Annotated in this window: 20 protein-coding genes and 4 tRNA genes; 14 read left to right on the plus strand and 10 right to left on the minus strand. The window is 42.6% G+C overall.

Annotated features, from left to right (window positions below; all coding sequences use genetic code 11):
• Nucleotides 1-180: 180 nt before the first annotated feature.
• Nucleotides 181-1,818, minus strand: a complete 1,638-nt coding sequence (locus CXF62_RS12525) for a carbon-nitrogen hydrolase family protein (protein WP_102094613.1) — start codon at nucleotides 1,816-1,818, stop codon at nucleotides 181-183.
• Nucleotides 1,819-2,355: 537 nt separating this feature from the next.
• Between CXF62_RS12525 and CXF62_RS12530 the strand changes: the two genes are divergently transcribed.
• Nucleotides 2,356-2,985: a BLUF domain-containing protein gene (locus tag CXF62_RS12530; protein ID WP_102094614.1), complete on the plus strand. Its 630-nt coding sequence runs from the start codon at nucleotides 2,356-2,358 to the stop codon at nucleotides 2,983-2,985.
• Between the two features lie 92 nt (nucleotides 2,986-3,077).
• Here CXF62_RS12530 and CXF62_RS12535 read toward each other — a convergent pair whose 3' ends face one another.
• Nucleotides 3,078-4,514, minus strand: a complete 1,437-nt coding sequence (locus CXF62_RS12535) for an FAD-binding oxidoreductase (RefSeq protein WP_102094615.1) — start codon at nucleotides 4,512-4,514, stop codon at nucleotides 3,078-3,080.
• A gap of 336 nt (nucleotides 4,515-4,850) precedes the next feature.
• On the opposite strand from CXF62_RS12535, the gene serA reads away from it, so the two are divergent.
• Together serA and CXF62_RS12545 are read left to right on the plus strand one after the other, a co-directional pair.
• A complete protein-coding gene (gene serA / locus CXF62_RS12540; RefSeq protein WP_057758460.1) occupies nucleotides 4,851-6,077 on the plus strand; it encodes a phosphoglycerate dehydrogenase in 1,227 nt (408 codons plus the stop codon).
• Between the two features lie 146 nt (nucleotides 6,078-6,223).
• Nucleotides 6,224-6,652 (plus strand): hypothetical protein, encoded by a 429-nt coding sequence (locus CXF62_RS12545; protein ID WP_102094616.1) that lies wholly within the window; start codon nucleotides 6,224-6,226, stop codon nucleotides 6,650-6,652.
• A gap of 64 nt (nucleotides 6,653-6,716) precedes the next feature.
• Here CXF62_RS12545 and CXF62_RS12550 read toward each other — a convergent pair whose 3' ends face one another.
• The 4 genes from CXF62_RS12550 to metX all read right to left on the minus strand — a co-directional run bounded on the left by CXF62_RS12550 (nucleotide 6,717) and on the right by metX (nucleotide 11,024).
• Nucleotides 6,717-7,790: an oxygen-dependent tRNA uridine(34) hydroxylase TrhO gene (locus CXF62_RS12550; protein ID WP_102094617.1), complete on the minus strand. Its 1,074-nt coding sequence runs from the start codon at nucleotides 7,788-7,790 to the stop codon at nucleotides 6,717-6,719.
• Between the two features lie 274 nt (nucleotides 7,791-8,064).
• Nucleotides 8,065-8,646 (minus strand): tetratricopeptide repeat protein, encoded by a 582-nt coding sequence (locus CXF62_RS12555; protein WP_102094618.1) that lies wholly within the window; start codon nucleotides 8,644-8,646, stop codon nucleotides 8,065-8,067.
• Between the two features lie 414 nt (nucleotides 8,647-9,060).
• Nucleotides 9,061-9,669 carry a methionine biosynthesis protein MetW gene (metW, locus tag CXF62_RS12560; protein WP_102094619.1) on the minus strand — a complete coding sequence of 203 codons (609 nt, stop codon included), beginning with the start codon at nucleotides 9,667-9,669 and terminating at the stop codon, nucleotides 9,061-9,063.
• A complete protein-coding gene (gene metX, locus CXF62_RS12565; RefSeq protein ID WP_228153239.1) occupies nucleotides 9,666-11,024 on the minus strand; it encodes a homoserine O-acetyltransferase MetX in 1,359 nt (452 codons plus the stop codon). The genes metW and metX overlap by 4 nt, the downstream gene beginning before the upstream one ends.
• Nucleotides 11,025-11,519: 495 nt before the next feature.
• Here metX and hemH point away from each other — a divergent pair, with 495 nt between their 5' ends.
• Nucleotides 11,520-12,539, plus strand: a complete 1,020-nt coding sequence (gene hemH / locus CXF62_RS12570; protein WP_102094621.1) for a ferrochelatase — start codon at nucleotides 11,520-11,522, stop codon at nucleotides 12,537-12,539.
• A 115-nt stretch (nucleotides 12,540-12,654) separates the two neighbouring features.
• On the opposite strand, the gene CXF62_RS12575 is transcribed toward hemH, so the two are convergent.
• From CXF62_RS12575 to CXF62_RS12590, 4 genes are all read right to left on the minus strand, one after another.
• On the minus strand, nucleotides 12,655-13,038 hold the full coding sequence (locus CXF62_RS12575; protein ID WP_102094622.1) for a hypothetical protein: 384 nt from the start codon (nucleotides 13,036-13,038) through the stop codon (nucleotides 12,655-12,657).
• Between the two features lie 288 nt (nucleotides 13,039-13,326).
• Nucleotides 13,327-13,785, minus strand: coding sequence for a hypothetical protein (locus CXF62_RS12580; protein ID WP_228153238.1), 459 nt, complete (start codon nucleotides 13,783-13,785; stop codon nucleotides 13,327-13,329).
• 374 nt (nucleotides 13,786-14,159) lie between these two features.
• Nucleotides 14,160-17,138: a DNA polymerase I gene (gene polA / locus CXF62_RS12585; RefSeq protein ID WP_102094624.1), complete on the minus strand. Its 2,979-nt coding sequence runs from the start codon at nucleotides 17,136-17,138 to the stop codon at nucleotides 14,160-14,162.
• Nucleotides 17,139-17,346: 208 nt separating this feature from the next.
• Entirely contained in the window at nucleotides 17,347-17,760 is a 414-nt protein-coding gene (locus tag CXF62_RS12590) for an organic hydroperoxide resistance protein (RefSeq protein ID WP_102094625.1), read from the minus strand.
• A 268-nt stretch (nucleotides 17,761-18,028) separates the two neighbouring features.
• Between CXF62_RS12590 and CXF62_RS12595 the strand changes: the two genes are divergently transcribed.
• The 10 genes from CXF62_RS12595 (at nucleotide 18,029) to CXF62_RS12640 (ending at nucleotide 26,169) form a co-directional block, all read left to right on the plus strand.
• A complete protein-coding gene (locus CXF62_RS12595; protein WP_102094626.1) occupies nucleotides 18,029-18,931 on the plus strand; it encodes a hypothetical protein in 903 nt (300 codons plus the stop codon).
• Between the two features lie 205 nt (nucleotides 18,932-19,136).
• On the plus strand, nucleotides 19,137-20,732 hold the full coding sequence (locus CXF62_RS12600) for a peptide chain release factor 3 (protein ID WP_102094627.1): 1,596 nt from the start codon (nucleotides 19,137-19,139) through the stop codon (nucleotides 20,730-20,732).
• Nucleotides 20,733-20,935: 203 nt separating this feature from the next.
• Nucleotides 20,936-21,787 (plus strand): RsiV family protein, encoded by an 852-nt coding sequence (locus CXF62_RS12605; protein WP_102094628.1) that lies wholly within the window; start codon nucleotides 20,936-20,938, stop codon nucleotides 21,785-21,787.
• Nucleotides 21,788-21,944: 157 nt separating this feature from the next.
• On the plus strand, nucleotides 21,945-23,216 hold the full coding sequence (locus CXF62_RS12610; protein WP_102094629.1) for an FHA domain-containing protein: 1,272 nt from the start codon (nucleotides 21,945-21,947) through the stop codon (nucleotides 23,214-23,216).
• 174 nt (nucleotides 23,217-23,390) lie between these two features.
• Nucleotides 23,391-24,887 carry an anthranilate synthase component I gene (gene trpE / locus CXF62_RS12615; RefSeq protein WP_102094630.1) on the plus strand — a complete coding sequence of 499 codons (1,497 nt, stop codon included), beginning with the start codon at nucleotides 23,391-23,393 and terminating at the stop codon, nucleotides 24,885-24,887.
• 192 nt (nucleotides 24,888-25,079) lie between these two features.
• A tRNA-Thr gene (locus CXF62_RS12620) sits at nucleotides 25,080-25,155 on the plus strand.
• 67 nt (nucleotides 25,156-25,222) lie between these two features.
• Nucleotides 25,223-25,306 (plus strand) — tRNA-Tyr (locus tag CXF62_RS12625).
• Nucleotides 25,307-25,390: 84 nt separating this feature from the next.
• Nucleotides 25,391-25,464 (plus strand) — tRNA-Gly (locus tag CXF62_RS12630).
• A gap of 103 nt (nucleotides 25,465-25,567) precedes the next feature.
• A tRNA-Thr gene (locus CXF62_RS12635) sits at nucleotides 25,568-25,642 on the plus strand.
• Between the two features lie 209 nt (nucleotides 25,643-25,851).
• Nucleotides 25,852-26,169 (plus strand): DUF6122 family protein, encoded by a 318-nt coding sequence (locus CXF62_RS12640; RefSeq protein ID WP_102094631.1) that lies wholly within the window; start codon nucleotides 25,852-25,854, stop codon nucleotides 26,167-26,169.
• Nucleotides 26,170-26,426: the final 257 nt, after the last annotated feature.

The raw sequence follows: 26,426 nt of genomic DNA on the forward strand, positions 1-26,426 counted from the left end.
GTTTTCAGTTATTTTCAAATAATGGCTTATCGTTACTGCTTATCTTATCGTGATTGCCTATATGATCATTGCACAAAGAGTAGACAGTAGATAAAAATAAACGGCTGAAAATCAGCCGTATTATTTATAAAGTCTACTATAAGTGTACTACGTCAACCGACCATAACTAACTACAATTAACTACGGCTTTTGTGCTCGGTTTTGTAATGGATCACCAATCAGTACGCTGCCTGAATTTTCGCGGCGCTGCTCATCACTTAACTTGCTCGCTGGAACTTTGGCTTTGCGCTTCCACTTTAAGCTGAACAAATCATCACGGCGATCGATTAAGTTATGTACTGAGCCTTCATGACGAACGTGAGTCAGCTTGTCCAAGTTTACATCAGAGAAGAACACCATCTCCGTGTTGGCAGTGGTCTCTGCCATAATCGCATCATGCGGGAACGCAAAGTCTGACGGTGAAAAAATCGACGACTGAGCGTACTGAATATCTAAACTCTCAACTTGCGGTAAGTTACCGACTGAACCACAAATCATCACATAGCATTCGTTTTCGATAGCACGGGCTTGCGCGCAGTGGCGGACACGTAGATAGCCGTTTTTGGTGTCAGTCCAGAAGGGCACGAACAAGATATCCATGTCATCAAGTGCCATCAGACGTGCAAGCTCAGGGAACTCAACATCGTAGCAGACCAAGATGCCGATACGACCCGCATCCGTGTCGAATACTTTGACTTCATCGCCACCTTCGATTACCCAAGCGCTGCGCTCATGCGGAGTAATATGAATCTTGCGTTGCTCTTCAACCGTACCATCACGGCGGCACAGATAGCTGACGTTGTATAAGGTATCGTCTTCGTCCAGTAACGGCATCGAACCGGTAATGACGTTGACGTTATAACTGACGGCTAAATGCGAGATTTCATTTTTGAACCACTCGGTATAACCCGCCAAAAATCGAATGGCAATATTTTGATCGGTTTCTTCGCATAAACCCATCAATGGCGCATTGAAAAACTCAGGTAAACAAGCAAAGTCTGAGTTGTAGTCAGCCATGATGTCGACAAAGAACTCAACCTGTTGCAGTAATTCTTCAGGTGATTCGACTTCACGCATCTGCCACTGGATACCACCAATACGAACCTCAGACTTGCGAGTATTAGGCTTATAGTCTTTAGGCTCGTAGTAGATATTTGCCCACTCAAGCAAGGTAGCAAAGCCCTTTGATTGCTTATCATCTGGCAGATAAGCGGTCAAAATACGTTTAACGATAAAGCCATTAGACAGCTGGAACGACAAAGCTGAATCGTGAATTTCACGGCTTTCAACGGCATCAATATATTCGCCTGGAGTCAGATCCTTGTGATTATGATAGTTAGGTATACGCCCGCCAGCTAAGATAGCGCGGAAGTTCAACTGTCGGCATAACTCCTTGCGTGCATCATAAAGACGACGACCGAGACGGTAGCCGCGATAATCAGGGTCGATGAGTGCATCTAAACCATAAATGGCATCACCTTCTGGATTGTCTCTAATGATTTCTTTTTGCCCAATCAAATCATCATAGGTATGCGGGTTTGAAAACTTGGCATAGTCAACGCGCATAGAGAGCACGATACCAATCAGCTGATCATGATCAAACAAAGCGATCTGACCTTCCGGGAAAGCATCAATCAAAGTATGAATGGTTGTCTTTGACCATGCGCCACCTAAGTTTACATAGACACGATCCATCAATGCTTTTAATTGTGGATAATCTTTTTTCTTAATCTCAGCAATCGTGAGGTGAAAGTCATCTAGTTTTTCCATCTTACTCATAAGTTTCCTGTTTTAAATAGCTATTGAATGTAGTGTGATTAAATAATGGGGTCATAGCACATTGGTGTGCCGATTTTTGTGCAAAAAATTAATAAAAACATTCCAATAGGAAGATATTGTCGTTACAATAATTTATTGCCGTATTTACAATAGGTTATGTTGATATCTTAGACCGTTTTACCCATTATATTTAGTACTGTTTTTGACTAACGTAGAGGGTTAAAGGATAGCGACTGCCGCATTCTATATCGCTTTATATCTATTAGGTTTGTGAGCACCGATAAGCGCCTAACTCTGCATTATCATTGTACCTGCGACTGTCTTGCTATTTATTATCTCAATATAGAATCTAAATAATATTTATCAGCACCTTTTGTTTTGCTTGTTATCATAGCAAGCTGTAACGGTAATAACAGTCTCATGTAGTAAATATTTGCTACGTTTTTGTGAGTCAATTTTTTGGTTCAACTCAGGCATAGTATTGTGTTGCTTGTTTCGTTTAGCCGTATCTCATCGGCTTCTTAGGATTATTTTATTATGCCTTTAAATCATACCAATAGAATCATGAAGTGGGATGACATAGATGACTCCGCTTTGGTTCAGTTGGTTTATGTCAGTACGCTGACTCTTGGCTCGCGTTTGAGCACCTCTATTTTTGATGAAGTAGAAGGCCACGCACGTAACTACAATCAGCAGCATAACATCACAGGCACGCTATGCTACGGCAATGGTCATTTTCTGCAATGTATTGAAGGTAAAAAGTCAGACGTATTTAATCTGCAAGAGCGTATCTTCGTCGATAGTCGTCATAAAAATGTAGAAGTGTTGCTATTACAAGTTATCAATCATCGCAGCTTTGCCGACTGGCGTATGCGCTTGCTGTTTTTGGAGCGTTGGTTATGGTCCCCCGCGACCAAAAAACAGGCCGTACAATTATCCCCATTTTTACCATTTGCGCCGCACGGCTGGTCGTCTGATCGGACCGAACAGTTTTTGCAAATTATCAAAACTTTTAATAGTCCACCCCATATTAAGGCGGCAGGTATTACTTATAATGCATTGGGTAATATGGTGCGTCATATCGCGGCACCGCATCAGGCATTTCTGATTATTCAAGGGTTTTTGAGCATATTACTGGTCGTCGCATTGATACTGTTATATTTATAGATTGTAGTTTTTGCGAATTATAAAGCCATAAAAAAGACGCTAGCCTCTCGGGTTAGCGTCTTTCTATTTAGGTTAAGCGTTTAGCATGCTCATCACATATCAAAAATCTTACCACGGTTCATAATGTTATTTGGATCGAATACTTTTTTGACTTCCTTTAGGTACTCAATCTCAGTTTCACTACGGCTATAGTGCAGATACGGCTTCTTCGTCATACCAACCCCATGCTCAGCAGACACTGAACCACCATATTTCTGTACCGTCTCAAACACATATTTATTGACGACCTGACACTCAGCAAAGAAATCATCTTTGCTCATATTCTCAGGTTTTAAGATATTGAGATGCAAATTGCCATCACCGATATGACCGAACCAACAGACTTCAAAGTCAGGATAGTTACTGCTGACAATGTGATCAATCTCTTCGATAAAGGTCGGTACGTGGCTTATCAGCACCGATACATCGTTTTTATAAGGGGTAAATACTGAGATAGTCTCTGAGATATACTCGCGCAGCTTCCATAGCTCGGCCGCTTGCGTGAGGTTTTGGCTCATGACACCATCAACCACCCAACCTTGCTCCATACAATGCTCAAATATGGCCATGGCTTTGTCCATGATTGGCTCATAAGGTGCTTCAAACTCTAGCAATGTATAAAACTTGGTACGTGATTCAAACGGCTCTTGTACTTGACCATGTGCCATCAGCTTATCAATCGCCACATCGTCAAAGAACTCAAACGCTGTTAAATCAATCTGTGCCTGAAAAGCAGAGAGTACGTTCATCACATCGTTAAAGCTGTCCATGCCAAGCACCATGACGTTTAAATCTTGTGGCTGACGTTCAAGTTTGATTTGTGCATGAGTGACGAGGCCAAGCGTGCCTTCACTACCGATGAACAATTGGCGCAAGTCATAACCAGTAGCGTTCTTTACCATGCCGCGGTTGAGATGCAAGATCTCACCTTTACCAGTGACAACAGTCAGACCCATAATCCATTGACGAGTCATGCCATAGCGAATGACTTTGATACCGCCAGCATTGGTTCCGATATTGCCACCGATTTGACTAGAGCCTGCTGAGGCAAAGTCGACAGGGTAGTATAGGTCTTTTGTTTCAGCGAATTCTTGTAACTGTTGGGTGACGACACCGGCTTCGACTTCAACTATTCGATCGGCAGGATAGAACTGTCCAATTTGGTTCATTTTATCCATGCTAACCACGATTTCGCCGTTGGCTGCGACGGCACCAGCAGACAGGCCTGTACGACCACCGCTTGGGGTTAGAACGACGTCATGCTCATTGGCAAGAAGTACGATAGTCTGTACTTGTTCAGTAGTCTTTGGAAAGACGATGGCAGCAGCAGCAGGAGCAAAGTGTTTGGTCCAGTCTTTACCCCAATGCTCTAAGCTCTCAGCATCAGTTTTGATTTGGGTCGGGTCGAAATCATGGGTATCAGTGAGCGTGCTCAAGATGGTTTGCACGGCATTGGTTTCGGATGTGTTTTGAGCGGTAGTTGGCGTCATGGTCAAATCTCAATATTGGCGTAAGCACGATGCTGGGGCTGCTTATTATATAGTGAAATAACTATAAATTCAGTGATGAGTCAGCTCGTAGAAGTAATAAGGGGGTGATAATTTTTACCTATAAGAAGAGGTAAGTAATAAATAATTGATTCGAACGGTTTCAAACAGAATAATTCACTATAGCATAAAAATTTTTCAGGCTTGATAACCAATAATTCATCTAATCTGCTAACATCGACCTCAAATTTTGTGTAAGATATCGGGACTGTTTTCGTTTCCTCCATCATAGATTATCCAACAGGTAATCTTATAAAACAATTATAGGACAGTTCTCATATGGCGTTATCACTACAAAAAGACAAAATCCGGTTTTTATTGCTTGAAGGTCTACATGACAATGCCCTAAAAGTATTGGAAGGAGCTGGTTACCACAACATCGAGAATATCAGTCACGCCTTAGATCAAGACGAGCTGATCGAAAAGATCAAAGATGCTCACTTTATCGGTATTCGTTCGCGCACTCAGTTGACGCGTGAAGTACTTGAGCACGCACACAAGCTTATCGGTATTGGTTGCTTTTGTATTGGTACCAACCAAGTAGATCTAGACGCCGCTCGTGATCTTGGTATCCCTGTCTTTAACGCGCCATTCTCGAACACTCGTTCGGTAGCTGAGCTAGTATTGGCCGAGGCTATTATGCTGTACCGCGGTATTCCCGAAAAGAATGCAACCGTACATCGCGGCGGCTGGGGCAAGTCTGCGACCAACTCACACGAAGTGCGTGGCAAGACTATCGGTATCGTCGGTTATGGTTCTATCGGTTCGCAGCTGTCTGTCTTGGCAGAGAGCTTCGGTATGAAAGTCATCTATCATGATGCTGTGACCAAATTGCCACTAGGCAATGCGGTACAAGTTGGTAGCCTAGAAGAGCTATTATCAACGGCTGACATCGTGACATTGCATGTACCTGATGTGCCAAGCACTCGCTATATGATGAAAGCTGAGCAGTTCGCTCAGATGAAAGAAGGCAGCTACTTTATCAATGCGGCTCGCGGTACGTGTGTTGAGATTGATGATCTGGCAGATGCGCTTGAGTCTGGTAAAATCTTAGGCGCGGCTATCGATGTGTTCCCAAAAGAGCCAAAATCAGCTGACGAAGAGTTTGAGTCACCACTACGTAAGTTTGATAATGTGATTTTGACGCCGCATATCGGTGGTTCAACACAAGAAGCACAGGCCAATATCGGACTGGAAGTAGCAGATAAGTTTGTTAGATACTCTGACCAAGGTGATACAGCGACTGCGGTGAACTTCCCAGAAGTTTCTATCCCGTTCAAAGAAAACTCGCATCGTCTACTACACATTCACAAAAACGTGCCAGGCGTACTTTCTCAGATTAACCGCTTATTTGCTGAAGCTGGCATCAACATCCTAGCGCAGAGCCTGATGACAGAAGGTGATGTTGGTTATCTAGTGATGGATGTCGATTACAATGATTCAACAGCTGCACTAGACCAATTAAAAGATGTGGAAGAGACTATCCGCGTACGTATTTTGTTTTAAGTCATAGTGATCACTTATTCATAAAAAAAGAGGCTAATTAGCCTCTTTTTTTTTGTTCTATAACTGGGCTTTTATATAGACGTACGCTACTATTAGCTTTCAATTGTTGGTTAAATAATCGCTTCTCGATTTTATAGGAACTTATCATGTCAATAGCTTTGGGTTTTTGCACTGTCTCAAACGCGCAATTAGAAAGTATCATCAGTGGTGAGATTGATTTGCACGAAATGCGCGCCAACAATGACAATCAATATGAAAATGTCATTCAAGCTTCCTTTGAGTTTTATACTTTAGAGGTAATGGATGTTTTGGGTAGCGGCGAGTATCCTATATCTAACGTTTTATTTTTGGCAAATCAAGATACTGAGCTGTATGAAGAATATGAAGGTGTGCTTTACGATAACGATGTCGTAGCGCAGATTTTCTCAGATTTCAAAGAGACCGACTTGGATGACGTTATCGCAGATATGGGCTATGCCGATGATGAGGCGCTGCTCGAGTTATTTAAAGACGTGCAAAAATTGTTTGAATTTGCTGACGAAAAAGACATGCAAGTGATAGGGTTTACCGTTTAAATAATCATAAAAAAGGCAGGTTCCGCATCAGGCAACCTACCTTTTTCAGTTTGTCACTTTAGAATTACGTTTTAGATTTTGCTTGATTTTCTTCCGCACTGTGGCGGGCTTCCGTCTTAGCGGCTTTACGTTTTTCTATGACATCCATCACGTCACTACCAATATGAGCTTCGCCGCGTTGTTTTGCCAATTGCATTTGGTGCTCACGCTCACGGAAGCGGGCTTTTTGTTCATCAGTCGCTTTGTCGATACAGTGTGGGCATGACTCGCCTTTGATATAGGCAGGGCTTTGCATCTCATCGACAGTGATCGGCATACGGCAAGCAAAACACTGCTCGTAGCTGCCTTTTTCTAAGTTATGGTTTACTGACACACGGTTGTCAAAAACAAAGCAATCGCCTTGCCACATAGAGTCACTGGCAGGGACTTCTTCAAGGTATTTTAGGATACCACCTTCTAGGTGATAGACCTCTTCAAACCCTTGCTCGCGTAAATAGGCAGTCGACTTCTCACAGCGAATACCACCTGTACAGAACATTGCCACTTTTTTATGCTTGGTTGGATCAAGCTCTTTTGAAACGTATTCTGGAAACTCGCGGAACGTTTCAGTGTTCGGATTGACCGCGTTTTGGAAAGTACCAATTTGCACTTCATAGTCGTTACGCGTGTCGATCAAGGTGACTTCAGGATCTGAGATTAACGCGTTCCACTCACTAGGTTTGACATAGCGACCAACGGATTCCAATGGGTCAATATTTTCGACACCCATGGTGACGATTTCTTTTTTAAGCTTCACTTTGGTGCGATAGAACGGCTGCTCATTGGTATAAGATTCTTTGAAAGTAAAGGTGCCAATCGCTTCAATACTGCGCAAGTAGTCGAGGACAGTGTCAATACCTTGGCGTGTGCCAGAAATCGTCCCATTAATGCCTTCTGCAGCAATGAGCAGCGTGCCTTTGACGTCATTGCTTAGCATGGTATCTAAAATGGGCTCACGGAAGTGCTCAAAATCAGCAAAGCGGGTGAACTTATATAGCGCGGCAACGACGATATTATTAGTTACACTATCGTATACAGGGGCTGAATTGTTGTCAGTTATCACGGTTTCTTTGATATCACTATCTTGAGAGGTGCTCATGTCTTTCTCCTGCTGGCTAGGTCGCAAACCTAGTGCGTTGGTAATAAAAAAATAGATAGGTATATAACATTATCTCAATTGTGGAATTGATTAATGCGCGCGTAGTGTAGCAAATTTTGCTAGGGTTTTGAATAGTTTGAATAGTTTGAATAGTTTGAATAGTTTGAATAGTTTGAATAGTTTGAATAGTTTGGCTTGCTGCTATAAAAAACAAAAAAGCCCAGTAAAATACTGAGCTTTTTTTATATTCAATTAGTAGTACGAAAGTTAGAGTTTACTTACTCTGGAACCAAGTATCCGCTTTGCTACGGGCACTAGCAATGTCTGAGCTTGATAAGTTCAATGCCAACTGACCAATTTTGCCGCGAGCTTTGTTGCGGACTTTTTCATCTAGCATGCCATCACGGGCGGCCAAGTCATACCATTTATAAGCATCGACCAAATTCTTTTGCTTTTCATCTAACAATGCAAGCGTATAGCTGGCACGGTTATCACCACGCATGGCGGCTTTTTCTAACCAGCCACGGGCTTGTTGTAGGTTAGGCTGTACACCTTCGCCACGCAAATACATGATGGCAAGATTCAACTGAGCAGGAGCAACGCCTTGCTGAGCGGCTTTGGTATACCACTGGATTGCTTGTTGGGTATTTTGCGCAATACCTTCACCTTTTTGCAAACGCTTGGCCAGATAGAACTGAGCGTGATCGTTACCTTGGGCGGCACGACTAGACAACTCGCTCACAGGCATAAGCTCAAAACGTGAGGTATCAAGCGGTACGTTTGATATTAACTCAGCATTGGCTAAACCAGCACAAGAAAATAATGCAGTAAACAACGCAGCTTTTAATAATTTCATAGCAGCTCCAAAATTAGGCAGTTAATAAGCAAAAAAAAATTGTACCGCTAAACATTGTCTCGCTAAAGACAGTCAGACGGCGATAACAATTAGGTGGAATCTTGCGATATGAACTTACCTAATCATTAGCAAAAGGGGGTTGTCATCTCTAAATCAGAGATTTCACCCTAACTGATTAGACAAACGGTCGTAATAGTGGGGTGGCTGACAATATTTTGCTAGCTTAACACCCAAACTTACGAAACTCAAATACTAATTACAAGGTCTAATAGACGTTTGTACCTGATTGTCCTTAACAAAATCAGACAGTTACTAAAAAATTATATTAAGTTAACAATCTATTAAGGTTAATATCAGTACTTACAGCACTGTTTAGTATTCTATAAAACATAAAGACAGCTGAGAATTTATCGGTTATTTCTTGGTCACTCGGTAGATAGCGACGTCTGCTAATAAGTTAGGCGCTTGTCTTATTAACGCCTTCATCAAAGGTGTATGACCTTTTTCAGAATCACTAACCGCAAAACGATTAATAATATGAATATCATGCTGCGCACATAATAGTTCAAAATCTTTAAAGGTACATAGGTGAATGTTTGGCGTGTTATACCATTCGTAAGGCAGCGCTTCAGAAACAGGCATCATACCTTTTAGCCCTAAATGAATACGGTTTTGCCAATGCGCAAAGTTAGGGAAGGTAATGACTGCTTCACGGGCAACTCTCAGCATATCAAGCAACAACTCGTCAGGTGCTTTTACTGCTTGTAGGGCACGTGCCATGACGACCGTGTCAAAGCTGTTATCAGCAAAGCGCGCTAGACCATCGTTGAGATCCTGTTCGACAATTGATAAGCCATTGCCAATTGCCTCATTAATTTTGTCTTCATCAATCTCTAATCCATAACCTGTTACGCCTAGTTTGTGCTGTAAGTGGGCAAGTAGCTCGCCATTGCCACAACCTAAGTCCAGTACATGTGCTTGCGGCGCAATCCAGCGCTCTGCCAGTTGGTGATCCATTCTCATGAGCGTTCTCCTGTGGCTGAGCGGCTAGGGGTAATAAATGGCGCAGTCAAAAATCCTTTGACCGCACCCATGTAGCGAGGAATATCAAACAAGAATGAGTCATGTCCGTGCGGCGCGTCAATATTGATATAGCTGACTGGTTTACCAGTGGCCATCAGTGCATCGACAATCTCTTGCGAGCGCTCAGGTGCAAAACGCCAATCAGTGGTAAATGACACGACCAGATACTGGCATTGTGTATGGGCAAAGGCCGCTTTGAGCGCAGAAAGCTCTTGCTGACGATCAGACTCAATATCTTCAATCGTCGTGACCGCATCTTCTAATTCACTCTGTGCATTGGCTTTGCTAGATTCGACTGACGCCGCGATTGAGTCTTCTATTTGCACTGCCGACTCTGGAGAGGCTTTTGCTACGGTTGATGGGTGGTCGCGTATTGGATAGTCGCGCGTCGGATCAAAGTAATCTAAGGCCTTGGTCATAAGCAGATAAGTATTGGCATCGAAGTTTTCACTAAAGCGCTCGCCTTGATAGCGTAGGTAGCTTTCGACCTGAAATTCAACATCGTAGCCATACATGAATTTACCTGATTTTAAATCACGGCCAAATTTGGCTTTCATCGCGTCATCAGTTAAATAGGTAATATGTCCAACCATACGCGCCAATATCAGTCCGCGACGAGGATAAGTGCCTTCTTGTATATAGCGACCATCTTTAAAGTCAGGATCGGATAATATAGATTGGCGCGCTACTTCGTTAAAGGCGATATTTTGAGCAGATAGCTTTGGCGTACTGGCGATAACCACACAGCGCTTCAATCGCTCTGGATAGTCAACAGACCATTGTAGCGCTTGCATACCACCCATTGAGCCGCCGACAATAGCGTGCCAAACGTCGATGCCTAAACGATCTGAAAGCATTGCTTGAGTTTTTACCCAGTCTTTGATGGTGATCAGCGGAAAATCAGGGCCATACACTTGTGGCTCATGGCTGCTATCTGAATCAAGGCTGTCCGAACTAACACTATCCGAGCCAACGCTATCTGGATTAATAGTGGTAGGCCCTGTTGAACCAAAACAGCTGCCGATATTATTAACGCACACCACATAGAACTGATTGGTATCAATCGCTTTATTAGGGCCAATCATATTGTCCCACCAGCCTGCTTTTTTGTCATCAGCACTATGGAGGCCGGCTGCATGATGATTGCCCGATAACGCGTGGCAAATCAGAATTGCATTTGATTTATCGCTATTGAGCGTACCGTAAGTCTCTACCATCAAGTCAAACGAGGGTAGGGTACGGTTGCATTCTAACGTTAAGGGCTCAGCAAAATGAAAATTTTGGGGCGTAACGATACCTACAGACCCTAAATCACTGTTGGTATTGGCTGAGCTATTAGAGTGAGGTTGTGAATTAGGATGCTGGTCACTGGTATTATCAGAGCGTGCGTTCAAAGCTACCTCGCAAGACTACAATCATCAATAAAATAAAAGCAAAATGGCACGTTGCTAACAGGCTATTTTACCTACACGGTTTTTATAAACTGGGCCTGCCTATTGTATGGTGATGCGCGTTGGAGTACAACCATCGAGCGCGCCTTTCGAGCGCATCGATCATAGTTTTTATAGAAGGTGCGCTAGAAATGAATAACGAGTAAGCCGCCAGCATCAGGTAATCAAGAGTTAATAAATAGCAACTGCGTATCAAATTGTATAGGTGCGCTTTTAGCCCGCGTCATTAATAGATAAAATGCTACACTAATGAGGTGTCTATTCAACTGTGTCTTAACAGTATCGTCTCTTATTATTTTGACCTCACCCTTAATAACTTACTGCTAATAAAGTGCTGCTATGAAACCTAAATTGCCCCCACGTATTGCCGTTTTGTTAGTGAATCTTGGTACCCCAGATGAGCCAACGGCCCCTGCCGTACGTCGCTACCTCAAACAGTTTTTGTCAGACCCACGAGTGATTGAGATTCCCAAATTTCTATGGGCTATTATTCTGAATCTATTTGTCTTACCAAGTCGTCCTAAACGCGTAGCAAAGGCTTACGCGAGTATCTGGGAAGGTGACTCACCGATTCGTAAGATACTAAAAAGCCAAGTTGAGCTATTGGAACCACGTTTGGCTGATAGTGTGGCGCCATTTCGTGTCTCTGTGCATCCTGCGATGAGCTATGGTAATCCTGGTTTGCCTGACGTCATGGATGCGCTACGCGGTGAAGGGGTTGATCACTTTGTCATTCTACCGTTGTTTCCGCAGTATTCGGCTTCTTCAGGCGGTGCCGTATATGATGCGCTGACGAAGTGGACGCTCAAGCAACGCAACTTGCCAAACTATACGATTGTCAAAGACTACTTTGCCCATCCGCTATATATTCAAGCTTTGGCCAACTCTATTCGCCGTTTTCAAGAGAAGCATGGCAAGCCTGAAAAGTTAATGTTTAGTTTTCATGGTATCCCGCAGCCTTATGCTGATAAAGGTGATCCGTATCCTAAACGTTGTAAATGTACGGCTGCGCAAGTGGCACATGAGCTTGGCCTGGACGATGACGAATGGATTATCAGTTTCCAGTCTCGCTTTGGTAAGCAAGAGTGGGTTAAGCCATATACCGATGTGGTGTTGGAAGATTGGGGTAAGTCAGGTGTGCGCTCGGTACAGGTAATCAGTCCGGCGTTTTCAGCAGACTGTCTAGAGACACTAGAAGAGTTAGCCATTGAAAACCGTGACAACTTCCTTAATGCTGGCGGGCAAGAGTATCATTATATGCCTGCACTAAACCTTGATGAAACACATATTGAATTGCTTGAAGCGTTGAGCTTGCCTCTAGTAAAAGGTTGGGCTGGTACATTAGATGGCTGGGTTTAGATAATCGAAAGTCGCTGTTTCAGTAAGTTAAATAGTAAAATAAGAAAAAGCACGCTTAATATAGTTAAGCGTGCTTTTTTATGACTAAAAACTGTATTAACAGTTATGTTAAGTTCTAAAAGTCATCATCGTTGCTACGTTCAGCCGCTTCTCTATCAACAATATCCATCGCATCTGGATAATCGCTGTCATCAAGGTTATCCTGAACCAAAATCTCATCGACACGTGACTCATCGATATTTTGACGATGCGCAGGTGTTAGCCCTTGTGTCGCATCACTACCGACTTCTGAGTTGTTAAATCCCGCACTATTATCAATCACATCATCGTTATCAATGGTATGCAGCATAGGATTGTCCAAATCAACCAATTGGTTGTCTTGTTCATCCTGATTATTGTTATCTAAGTTATCTAAATTATCGACGTTGTCATTATTGTCACGACGATTACCGTCAATATGATCCATCTCTTCTGGTAGTGGGTTTTTTGAGTTTTCCATGAATAATTCCTTATTGTAGTTATTAGATGTCGCCATCATTAGAAGTAAAAATATCGCGCTGGCTTGTTAAAGCATCGCTCGTTGCGATGTAGATAATATGCTTCTCAGTTTGTACGCTTATTCAACTTTTCACTAGTAGTAAGGTGTGACAGGATGTTCAAAAAATGTAAGACAATGACTAGAACGCAAAACGGCTACTCAAAATGAGCAGCCGTAATTGTTTATGAAGTTTATGCTAAGTCTTTGTACGATAGCAAAGTCGCTACATAAGAAATCAAACTTATAGTTTTAATTATTGGCGTGGTCGAACTTATAATTTAACTTCTGTACCAGACATGACTCATAGTCAGCCAGTTTAAATCGCCATAAATAGGTCAATGCAATACCATAAATGGCAGTCTCAGCCAGCTCTTCGACAATTTCACCAAATGTATGCGGGAACATAATAGCGTTCTCACCCATGTATTGAATGATAGCCAGTACAGTAACGCTAAGATAGAGCGAAACTGGCACGTTTTTTAGCATTGCCCATAGGTAATGCCTCGAATAGACTAGCAAACCAAGCGCGACAAGATAAATAACGGTAAGGAAGCTGTCTTCCCACCAGTCATAAGACTGACCAAGCATCAAAAAATCGCTTGGAACCAGTAAGTCTGGTAGATAGTTCAACTCTCGACGAATGACAGAGACAAATATAAGTACGGCTGCTAGCCAAAAAGCCTTAATTTGTTTGACATGACTTTTCATAACATATTGTGAACTGCGCAATAGGCATATTATCAAAAGTATAATGCCAGGGACTTCAATGATGCCATCTGAACTCAAAATAACTGGCTCCTGCGTATCAAAAAGAATGTGTTAAAAACAAAAAAGTGAGCCCAAAGGCTCACTTTAAAGCAAAAATATTGAATAGTTAGTGTTTAACAGATGACCTATTATAAACCCCGTACCTAGATATTACTGTTATGAAATATAACTAACTGGTCATAAGTGATTGTTAATATAAACAATATATAATGACTCATTGTAGTATCAGTTATCAAAAACTCTCATATCTGCAAAATATATAAATAATCGTGCCTTACACGCTTGATAAAATGGCAGTTAGTGACAGTTAATGTCTAGTGCGCCTCATCCCAGTTTTGACCACTATCAGTCTCGACTAATAAAGGCACTGCAAAGTCGACATTCCAACCTTTTTCTACTGCTGTAGTCGTCAATACATCTTGCATAGCATCAGTAATCAGCTGGCTAACTTCGTCTACTTTATCGGCATCTACTTCAAACACCAGTTCATCGTGAACCTGTAGCAGCATTTTGGCTTGCTCTTTTGGCAGCACTTTATCAACGGCGATCATAGCAAGTTTGATTAGATCAGCAGCAGAGCCTTGTAGTGGCGCGTTAATCGCCGCGCGCTCAGCACCTTGCTTGACCATACGATTGCTGTGATTGATATCAGGCGTATAGAGCTTACGGCCCAATATCGTCTCGACATAACCTTGCTCATAGGCGCTTGCACGAGTATTGATCATATAGTTTTTGACGCCTGGATAGCGCTCAAAGTACATATCAATATAGTCTTGTGCTTCGCCGCGACTCATCTGTAGCTGCTTGGCAAGTCCAAAGGCACTCATACCGTATAACAGACCAAAGTTAATGGCTTTAGCATTACGTCGCTCGGTCGAGGTAACGTCTGCGACATCTTTGCCAAGCACTTCGGCAGCGGTAGCCGCGTGAATATCTAATCCTTCGTTAAAGGCATGGGTTAGGTTTTTATCACCTGAGAAATGCGCCATTAAACGAAGTTCAATTTGTGAATAATCCGCAGCCAAAATAACGCGACCTTCTGGGGCGATAAAGGCTTGACGAATGAGACGACCAGTCGCAGTACGAATGGGGATATTTTGTAAGTTAGGATCTGTCGATGACAAACGCCCAGTGCTCGTCAATGCCTGATGGTAGCTAGTATGTACGCGATCGGTTTCGCTATCTGCGACATTATCGAGTGCATCAGTATAAGTGCTTTTGAGCTTAGACAGCCCGCGATACTCTAGCGTAATATCGACCAATGGATGATCGATTTTTGATAGTACAGCCTCACCAGTCGAGTATTGACCAGACTTGGTTTTTTTGCCACCAGCCACGCCTAGCTTTTCAAATAGCATCTCACCGAGCTGCTTAGGAGAGCCTAAGTTAAACTCTTCGCCGGCCACTTCATAGGCGCGTTTTTCTAGAGCGATAATTTCTTCATCAAAGCGTTTTGATAGCTCGTTTAAGAAGGAGCGTTTAATCAAAATGCCATGCGCTTCCATTTGGCAAAGTATCTCTGCCGTTGGAATTTCTAGCTCATGTAGCAATTTGGCATTATTAGCATCGTTAGCCAGCTCAACGCTGAACACGTCAAATAATTGATAGGTGATATCAGCATCTTCACAAGCATAGTCGCTCGCGATATCGATGGCCACTTGGTCAAAAGTAACTTGCTTAGCGCCTTTACCTGCTACGTCTTCAAAGCTGATGGTTTGCGTTTGCAAATAATGACGTGCCAAATCATCCATACCGTGACGAGTAGCTGCCGCATTGATGACATAGCTGGCAAGCATGGTGTCCATTGCCCAGTTATTTGGCTGCTCATGTATGGCGCCAACTAGATCAATATCATAGTGAGCGAGGATGTGCGCATCATACTTTAGATGCTGACCGATTTTACCGATATTAGGATTTTCTAAGACAGGTTTTAAGCGAGCTAATACTGTATCGCGATCAAGCTGCTTGGCTATTAGCTCATCACCTTCTAGGCTATGCGTAAGCGGAATGTAATAGGCTTCGTGTGCTTGCAATGCGAAAGATAAACCGACGATTTGTGCATCACGCCAATGAACGCTAGTGGTTTCGGTATCAATGACAAAATGCGGAGCAGCTTCTAACAATTCGACCAAGCTATCAAACGCTGGCTCATCGAGTACAGTGTGCCACGCTTTATCATGGTTAGTACTGTCTTTGATGTTGTCAGTATTGGTCGATTGGAGCGATTTTGCTACCTGTGCCTGTGACTCAGTATTGGCTTGGCTATCAGCAACACTTTTAGAGCCATTGGCAGGGTGATTTGGATGATCGAGCGATGCCAGCTCATTTCTAAACTCAAGCTCATTATATAAGTCGCGCAATTCATCTATATGCGCACAAGGGTCGGTATTGATTTTTAGATCATTCCAATCTTGACCGATGGCTAAGTTGGTGACGATGGTGGCTAGCTTCCTATTAAAAGGAATATCGTCGACGTGTTCGATCAGACCTTTCGCCCCGCGACCTTTGATAAAGCCAATGTGCTTGAGCATGTTTTCGATATCACCATACTCAACGAGTAGGTCTTTAGCGGTCTTTTTACCGATACCAGGTACGCCTTTGATACCGTCAGAGGCATCACCCATTAGCGTTAAGAAATCGATCATTTGGTTTGGGTTAATACCGAATTTATCGATTACCGCTGGTGTATCCGTCACTTTACCTGTAAAGCTGTCTTCTAGTATTACGCAGTCGTTGACCAACTGCATCATGTCTTTATCACCCGTTGAGATGACCACATGATGGCCTTGCTCGACAGCGCGATGGGCAAGTGTACCGATGATATCATCGGCTTCTGCACCCTCGATCCGCAATAGGGGAATACCTAAGGCAGTGACCAAACGATGAATATAAGGAATTTGCTCTACTAGCTCGATATCGATGGGTGGACGAGCTGCCTTGTAATCAGCAGACATATGATGGCGAAACGTCGGTGATTTGGTATCGAAGCAAACAGCCATGTGAGTAGGATGATAGCGACGCATCAGCTTTAGTAGTGCGTTGAGTGTACCGCGTATCGCATTGGTGATTAGACCCTGCGAGTTTTGCATGATTTTTGGCAAGGCGTGATAAGTGCGGAACAGATAATAGGAGCCATCAACCAAAATAAAAGGTGGCTGATCTTTGTCTACATGACTGGTATCCATCAGCGCCACATTAGGCATGGTATCGAAGTTCGGTAGTGCTTTGGGGTCAAGCGCTTGGTGAGAGTTGTGGTCGTTATCGGTGGTATTGTCAGCTATGTCATCAGTCATAAAAGTCACTTATCAGCTATTAGATAAAAATATATACGCTTATTATAACGATAAAATCAGCGCGTGCCGAACTGCTTAACCGTTACGAGATGTTGTAACGATAATCTTTTTCACCAAGATTTCAAACAAAAAAAGAACCCAGACTAACTGGGTTCTTTTATAATTAATATATTTTTCATTATTAGTTGATAATGGATCTCATAATACGTTATTTTACTTCTGAAGAGACTTCAACATCGATATTACCACGTGTGGCTTTAGAATATGGGCATACTTGATGCGCTTTTTCAACTAACTGTTGAAACTCATCCGCTGACAAGTCTGTATTTTCACCAATGACATGAATTTTGGCTGCAAGCTTATATTCGTGGCCTTCGCCTTGTAGTAAATCTACTTCTATTGAAGTAGTCGAGTCAAATTTTGCCTTTTCCATCTGTTTGACTGCACCAAGTGCACTATCAAAGCAGGCGCTGTAGCCCATAGCAAAAAGTTGTTCTGGATTATTACCTTCTTTTCCGGAGCCTGGTGGTACCATATTGATTTCAAGGTCACTATCGCTTAAGGTTGCTGTACCCATGCGGCCGCCAGTAACAGTAGATTTGGTAGAGTATAAAGATTTCATGACACATCCTTTGTTGTGAGTTTTTATGTTTATATTTAAGTGGTAAATCTTAATATGAAACCTAGCATAACAAATCGCTCACGCAGCTCAGTGCATAGAGAGTAAATATATACTGCTAGTTTGTAAATGAGATTTCGGGCTCAGTTTTATTCGTTTTTAGATTTACAATCTTATCGTACAGTTGTCAAAGAGGTACAATAGCGGTAATGAGCCATATATACGTTATCAGTACGGATAATAGAAATCTGAATCATAAGGACATTGTTTGATGAATAGATGGATTGCGATACCTAGTGTTTGTTTTTTGACGACGCTCGCTTTGATAGGGTGCGAGGAAGAAGACGGCGCTTATGGGACAGCTAGTAGCAAGATTACATTGACAAGCTTTGCTAATAGTTATGATAGCAAAGCCAATGCTACGGCAATTGCGCGAATTGACGAGACGTATCGTACTGGTGCGCGCGAGATCAAAACAACCAATCTCATCAACAGTTATAGCAATCAAAGCCTGAATGATTTAGACAGAACCGTACTGGCAGATGATTTCGAGGGTCGACTTGAAAATAAAGACATCGAGGTTAATAATCGGACGGTCAAACGCCCCATCTATGAAAAAAACACCAATAACCAGCTAGAATACAAAACCACTTATAAGACGCTCAACTTATCGGGTTTGCGTGCGAACAGCTATGTTGCTAGTACAAACGTGAACAATAGATACGGTATTATTACCGACTTAAATAATTATTCTGAAATTCCGACCAATGTTGCTTTTCCTGAAGGGTCAGTTTGTTATATCCCTGTGGTAACCAGTGAGCGTTCGTTTTTGGCTTTTAATGATAAAAACAAGACTGGATACGCCTCCATAGAGAGGTGGATTGAAGTGGCCAAAACCCGCTTTAGTGCTGATAGAGATCATAGAACTTCTCAGTTCGGAGTGGGCATAGGCAATCAGCAACAAGCCGCGCAAGTCATGTTTTTCGAATACGATGATCAGCCTGCTTATGAATATAGCGGTGTTGAGTATGGAAAAGACGTCTATGAGGCAAACTATGTCGCCAAAGGTAGCACTGACCCGAACACAGACAGTCGTTTTGACGTAGTTGATTGTATAATCGTCAATGAAGTAGCTGGCGACTTCTTGGCTGAGCAAATAGAACGCTACTATTGAGATGGAGTGATGGTTATTAGTCGCGCTAATTAAGCAGGATAATCGCAATTTAAAAGCCCAAAAACACGCTTCGTTGAAATAACGGAGCGTGTTTTTTTATACGCTAATTCTGCACCCTGATGCTAAATCCGCTACAATACGCCCATTATTTATTTTATTTATTTAGAGTCACTTCTAAATCACATAACTGTTGAAGCTGAAAATTATGAGCGTAGATCCAAAGAAATTAAACAAAGAAGTTGCTAAGCGCCGCACCTTTGCCATTATCTCGCATCCCGATGCTGGTAAGACCACCATGACCGAAAAACTCCTGTTGTGGGGTCAAGCGATTCAGGTAGTGGGCGAAGTAAAAGGCCGTAAGACAGATCGTCATGCAACCTCAGATTGGATGAGCATGGAGCAAGAGCGTGGTATCTCGATTACGACGTCTGTCATGCAGTTTCCGTATAAAGACCATATGGTCAACCTACTAGATACCCCAGGTCACGCCGACTTTAGTGAAGATACCTACCGTACTTTGACCGCAGTGGATAGTGCGCTGATGATGGTCGATGGTGCAAAAGGTGTCGAAGAACGAACCATCAAGCTGATGGAAGTGTGCCGTATGCGCGATACGCCTATTATCTCATTTGTCAACAAGCTAGATCGTCAGATTCGTGAGCCGCTTGAGTTGCTTAGCGAAATCGAAGCCGTTCTAAAAATCAAATGTATCCCAGTGACTTGGCCTATCGGTATGGGTCAAGACTTCATTGGCGTCTATCATTTGACTGAAAATAAAACTTACTTTTATGAAAAAGGTAATGGCGGCAAGATGACGGTCTCTGAGACCAGAGAAGGCTACGATTATCCAGATATCCGTGAGCGTCTAGGACAGTTGATGTTTGACGCTTTCGAAGAGTCGCTTGAGCTGGTACAGATGGCGCTAGAAGAGTTCAGTGTTGAAGCATTTTTGGCTGGCGAGATGACGCCAGTATTGTTTGGCACGGCATTGGGTAACTTTGGGGTAAACATGGTACTTGATACCTTGGTCAAATATGCACCGCCGCCAAAAGCTCATCCAACGACTGAGCGTGAGGTATCAGCCACCGAGACAGATTTTACAGGCTTTGTCTTTAAGATTCAGGCCAATATGGATCCGCGTCACCGTGACCGCATTGCGTTCTTGCGAGTGTGCTCTGGTAAGTACGAGAAGGGCATGAAAATGAAGCATGTGCGTCTGGGTAAAGACGTACGTATTGCCGATGCTTTGACCTTTTTAGCAGGTGACCGCGAGGCGCTAGAAGAAGCCTATCCGGGTGATATCATTGGTTTGCATAACCATGGCACCATCTCTATCGGTGACAGCTTCACTGAAGGCGAAGAGTTGAGCTTTACGGGTATTCCGCATTTTGCTCCTGAATTGTTCCGCCGTGTAGTACTAAAAGATCCGCTTAAATCAAAAGCGTTGCAAAAAGGTCTACAGCAGTTGAGTGAAGAGGGTGCCACGCAGGTATTTATGCCGCAGATTAATAATGATTTGGTTTTGGGTGCGGTCGGTGTCCTACAGTTTGAAGTGGTCGCGCATCGTCTAAAAGAAGAGTACAAAGTTCAATGTACCTTTGAGCCAGTATCGATAGCTACGGTACGCTGGATTCATTGCGATGATGAAGTAGCATTGGCGAAGTTCAAGAAGAAAGCTCATGACCAATTATCAATAGATGGTGGTGGTTATTTAACGTACCTTGCACCATCACGTGTTAACTTACAGTTGATGCAAGATCGTTATCCAGAAGTGACTTTTAGCAGTACGCGTGAGCATTAAAATCAGCCACATCGCTGTATTGTTTATCTATTAAGACACGCTAGCCGTGTCTTTTTTATTGTCTGTTATTTATGTGATAAATGCGAGGAGATAAGCATTTAATTGTCAACAGAACCTTAAAAACACAAACAGTGTTCCTACAATACAGTGCAATTGTTACGGTAGAATGATAAACAACATTTTATATTTATAAAAGAGGACATATGCACACTACGACTCAAACTGATGATAAATCTATATCGGCTGATCTATTTTCGATAAAGGTAAGCCAGAGACGTTCAATTGCTATGTTGACTGGCAGCCTATTATTAAGTGCCGTTAGCATGTCGGTAAATGCAGGAAGTTTTATTAGCAGCACTGAATATCTACTGTATCAACTACCCAGTAATATACAAGAGACGTGTGACAAGCGTGATAACTGTCCAGAGATTGAAGTTAAATATCTCAAAAGCAGTCAAAACTGGATAGATGAGATTGCCAATGCCCGTATCGATAACTTAGTCGTCAATAGTCAGATGACAGAGTCAGCACCTATTAAGGGTAAAATCAGCGAAAAAGAAGTTAAAGATGCTCTTGATAGCTTTGTGAGTTCGCAATTCCAAGATATGCCTGATGATGTGTCATGGGGTTATAATCTGATGGTAGCGCCCAATTATCTAGGTCATGTCGATGACTTTGAACTGTTTGAGATAAGCTCTTACGTCTATACTGGCGGTGCACACGGCATGCCTTATAGCGAGTACCTAGTATTTGACCCAAGTACCAAAAAGCAAGTCACGCTTGACGATATGCTTATCTCAGGTAAAAAACCTCGTTTTGAGGCGCTTGCCTATGATGCGTATAAAGGATGGGTCAAAACGGTTGCCGAAGACGTGAGCAGTTATGAGAAAAACTGGCCATTTACGTTAAGCGATAATGTGACTTTGACAGATACAGGCGTTAGCATTCGTTATCAGCATTATTCTATCGGCCCATATGCTTACGGTATGCCTGTCCTTAATATCCCCTATAGCAAGCTTGATAAAGTTATAAAACCTCGCTTTATACCAAAGTAAATGCTGTATGGTGTTTGAGGAAAGTACTTAATAAACCGTGCTAGGCAAATATTATTAAAAAAATAGCGACAATACTTATCATAAATTGGCAGTAATATTTTAGAGTTATTATTTTTAGCATCATTGGATATTCAATAGAAAAATAAGGAGTTATAACATGACAAACGAGACAGACAGTATGAATACGGCAGCAAGTACAACTTGGCAGCTGAATGCATTGACGGAAGCATTAGGTGACCTGACACTGACGGTTAGTGATAGCTTATCTATAGGTCGTGGTAGTGATAACGACGTAGTACTAGGTAGCAAGCAGGTCTCTCGCAACCATGCAGTGCTCAGTGTGCTAGATGGTCAGTTGTACGTGAAGGACTTAGACTCTTCTAATGGCACGTTTATCAATGAGCAACGTATTGCAGGTAATGAATCTAGTCATCTAAAAGCAGATGATACGCTTGGCTTTGCAAGTTTTAGCTTTCAAGTGCAGGCATCTGCTGCACCTGTGACGACGTCAGAGAGTGAAACGCTAGCGCCAGTAGTCACAGAAGAGCCAGTAGCAGATATACATGAAAATGCTGACACAGCTGCCTTGACAGAAACTCCTGCTAGTGAGCCTGTGACCGAAAAGCAAGTAGTTGAGGAAAGCGTTCTTGAAGAAAGTTCCAGCAAAGAAGCTCTAATTGAAGAAGAGCCGATCATAGAGCAAACAGGTAATGAGCCAGTGATCAAAGAAACTGGTATCGAAGAAATGTTACCTGCTAAAGATGATACTGTACCTGTAGAGCCCTTACCTGTAGATGCCGGCTCAGATATGACCGAAGAATCAGTAACCCCTACGCACGAAACCGTTGAACCAGCTGTTGAAGAGCTAGCTACTGAAGAAGCCGTTGCTACAGAGCCAGTTGTCAAAAAAACAGGGATTGATGAAGTACTGTCTGACGCGGATGTGGCATCGCCTACGCCAGTAGAAGAAACGCCAGTTGCCACAGAGGTAGTAACTGACACATCTGTACCAATAACAACTGAAACAGAAGCTGGGACGACTACAGAGCCATCACAGGCAGCATCTACTGATAGCGCGCCAGTGGTAGAAAAGCAGCCAGCAGTGCATGAAGAATCAGTAATGCGTGAAGAGCCAGCAGTCCAAGACGAACACGACAAAACGACAAAAACAGAGTTACAAGAAGAAGCTGACCCTGAAGTTTTAAAAGCCAAACAAGCAGCTAGCGCCCAGTTTTCAGGCACGGCTAATTTAGGGCAGCCGCGCGATCTTGGTACCGAAGGCAACAATGCGATGGATCAAGAAATCAGCAACCCTGCCCATGCAGGTCATGTAGAGAAAAAAGCAAGCGGCGGCTGGTTTATATGGGTATTTGTGACCATTCTAATTATCGGTTTGGCCTTATGGTTGTTTAATATGGGCGGTGCATAATTCAATTTTACACTCGGTCTTTGTCGTAATTTTTGACAGAGGCCCTTGTGTGCCTACCGTTTTTTAAACAAATGACTCATTATAGCGTCGATATTTTAGCGAATATTGGCGCTATATTTTATAGAGCAGCTTATAGTTTTATTATTGCCTATAAGGTGCTAAGAGAGCGCTATTATGATGACTTTTGAAGAATACCAAGCTTTTAGAGATAGAGGCTTTAGTCACGCACCGTTAGTAAAAAAACGTCTGATGGATGCGCAGACTCCCGTATCTGTATTCTCCAAAGTACGTGATCTAAACGGCTCTGCCTATCTGTTTGAGTCTGTGGTAGGCGGTGAGCGCTGGGCACGATACTCCATGATTGGATTGGGTAGTGATCTGATTTTGCAGTACGCTGATGGCAATATGACGACCAAACGAAACGATCATATTGATACAGAGACAGTAGAGAATCCTTTTGATTACCTACGTGAGCTGATGGCGCAATATCATATGCCAACCGCTGAAGATGTGCCGACGATGCCGAGCTTTAGCGGCGGCCTAGTCGGTTACTTTGGATATGATATGGTACGTGTTATTGAGCCAAGTGTCGGCTTATCTGATGCGGCCAACCCAATGTCGATGCCAGATATGTGGCTGATGCTTTCGATGAGCATTATTGTATTTGATAATTTAGAGAATACGCTATCAATCATCGTCTATGCTGATTGCCAGTCTGAGGATGGCTACAGTTCAGCTATCCGTGAGCTAGAACAAATCGAAGAAAAGCTAGCAGAGCCATCCAATTTGCGCGCACCTGTAATGCCTACGCCTAAATTTATATCGCAAACAGGTGCCGAAAAATACTGTAGCGATGTCAATAAAATAAAGGATTACATTGCCGCAGGTGACGTCATACAGGTAGTGCCAGCGCAGCGATTGACAGCGGACTATACAGGCGACTCTCTAGCCGTCTATCGTGCGCTTCGCTACCTTAATCCGTCGCCTTATCTGTTCTTGGTGCATGGCTATACACTCGATGATCACAAACGCTTTGATATTATCGGTGCTTCTCCTGAAATCCTATCCCGTATCGAAAATGGCAAAGTGACGGTAAGGCCGCTAGCAGGGACACAGCAACGTGGCCGAGATGAAGCTGAAGATCTAGCGCTTGAGCAAGAGCTGCTAAATGATGAAAAGGAGACAGCCGAGCATTTGATGCTCATTGATTTGGGTCGCAATGATATTGGCCGCGTTTGCGAGTATGGCAGTGTCAAAGTCACAGAAAAGATGTTTATAGAGCGCTACTCACAAGTAATGCATATCGCATCTAACGTTGAGGGCACGATACGAGCTGACAAAGATGCACTAGATGTGTTTTGCGCTACCTTTCCAGCTGGTACGCTATCGGGTGCACCCAAAATCCGCGCCATGCAAATTATCGATGAGATAGAACCAGTACGTCGAACAGTGTTTGGTGGCTCAGTTGGTTATCTAGGTTGGAATGGTAATATGGACACGGCCATTGCTATCCGTACTGCGGTGATGCGCCGTGGTGAGATACATATTCAAGCTGGAGCAGGGGTCGTTGCTGATTCTGTGCCAGAAAAAGAATGGGATGAAACCAATAAAAAAGCATTGGCATTAATAAAAGCGGTAGAAATGGCCTGTAATGGCTTGCGTATTCGCTAATTAAATAGCCAGTGATATGGCAAAAATAAAGGCTGCAAGTAAAAAGCCAATTTATTGCCATATTTTTATTTATAAAAAAACCAGCTTAATCAGTGACTTAAATATTTATATTAAATTAATTTAAAAAAAGATGAAAAAGTACTTGCGCATCTCAAAAAATTTGATAGAATAGCCACCACTTTAAGAGAACAAGCCGACTTAGCTCAGTTGGTAGAGCAACTGACTTGTAATCAGTAGGTCGCCAGTTCGATCCCGGCAGTCGGCACCATCTCTCTTAAAGTAGCTTTTTATGAATTTGTCTTAAATGTAAGTCATTTTTGTTCAAAGCAACCTAAGGTGGGGTTGGGGAGCGGTCAAACCCAACAGACTGTAAATCTGTCGCGAAAGCTTCGAAGGTTCGAATCCTTCCCCCACCACCATATTTTCTAAAGTTTGTCATAGCGCCAAGCATACTCTCTATATCTCATAACTCTCGATTAGAGTTATCCTGAATAAGAGTAAATGCGGGTGTGGTATAATGGTAACACCTTAGCCTTCCAAGCTAATGACGCGGGTTCGATTCCCGCCACCCGCTCCATATATACACCATCGCAAAGCATAACAATAAATCATCACGAGAGTCAGTAATTATTGCTGCATCGTGATATTTTTTTTAGTGCAACTCAAAGGTTTCAATATACGCTCATATAGCTCAGCGGTAGAGCACTCCCTTGGTAAGGGAGAGGTCTCGAGTTCAATTCTCGATATGAGCTCCATTTATTGTTTATACCTTTTATGCTTGTTTTGCTATTTATATAACTTTGCGTCGATATCGAAATTATAGAATATTGAAATATATAACAGTAGTGCGGTAGACAATGATTCAAAGGTGACACTGAGGTGTTGCCTTTTAGTGCTGTCAGTATATTAATAAATATTGGTTTTGATGGTCTTATATAGAGAAGACTAAAACTAATAGGTCAGTATGCAGACATTAATACATTATTTTTTGCATTTTGGTTTTCCTCTTTTTATCGCGATTGCGTTTTTTAGAAGAGAGTGGAAAAAAGCATATCTGATTTTGCTTGCGACCATGCTGGTTGATATAGATCATCTGGTAGCACACCCAATATTTCAGGCAAATAGATGTAGCATTAATTTTCATCCGTTACATACTTATTATGCGATGCTAATGTATTTTGTTTTACTCTTTCTTCGTAAGCCTTTTAATATCATTGGAACTGGATTGCTGTTCCATATGTTAACGGATTTTACGGATTGTTTGATGATGTCGGTCAGCTAATATCGCGACCTTGCATATCAAGATAATTATACGGTTATAAGAAAGGTTATAATCAATCGAGCTTTATATCTACTAGCTAGAGAGAAGTTGATTTCGATTGAGAGATGTATGACTATTTAAGACAAGTCAGCGTATAATAACGGATACAAGAATTAGTTCGGAGCATTGTTTAAGCAGTGGTTCGTGCGGTTGATAGCTAGGTTTATGATGATTTAATTCTATTATGAGCCATTAAACAGCTTTTTATTGATCATTCA

It is taken from the genome of Psychrobacter sp. MES7-P7E (assembly GCF_002863645.1).
Classification (GTDB): Bacteria; Pseudomonadota; Gammaproteobacteria; order Pseudomonadales; family Moraxellaceae; genus Psychrobacter.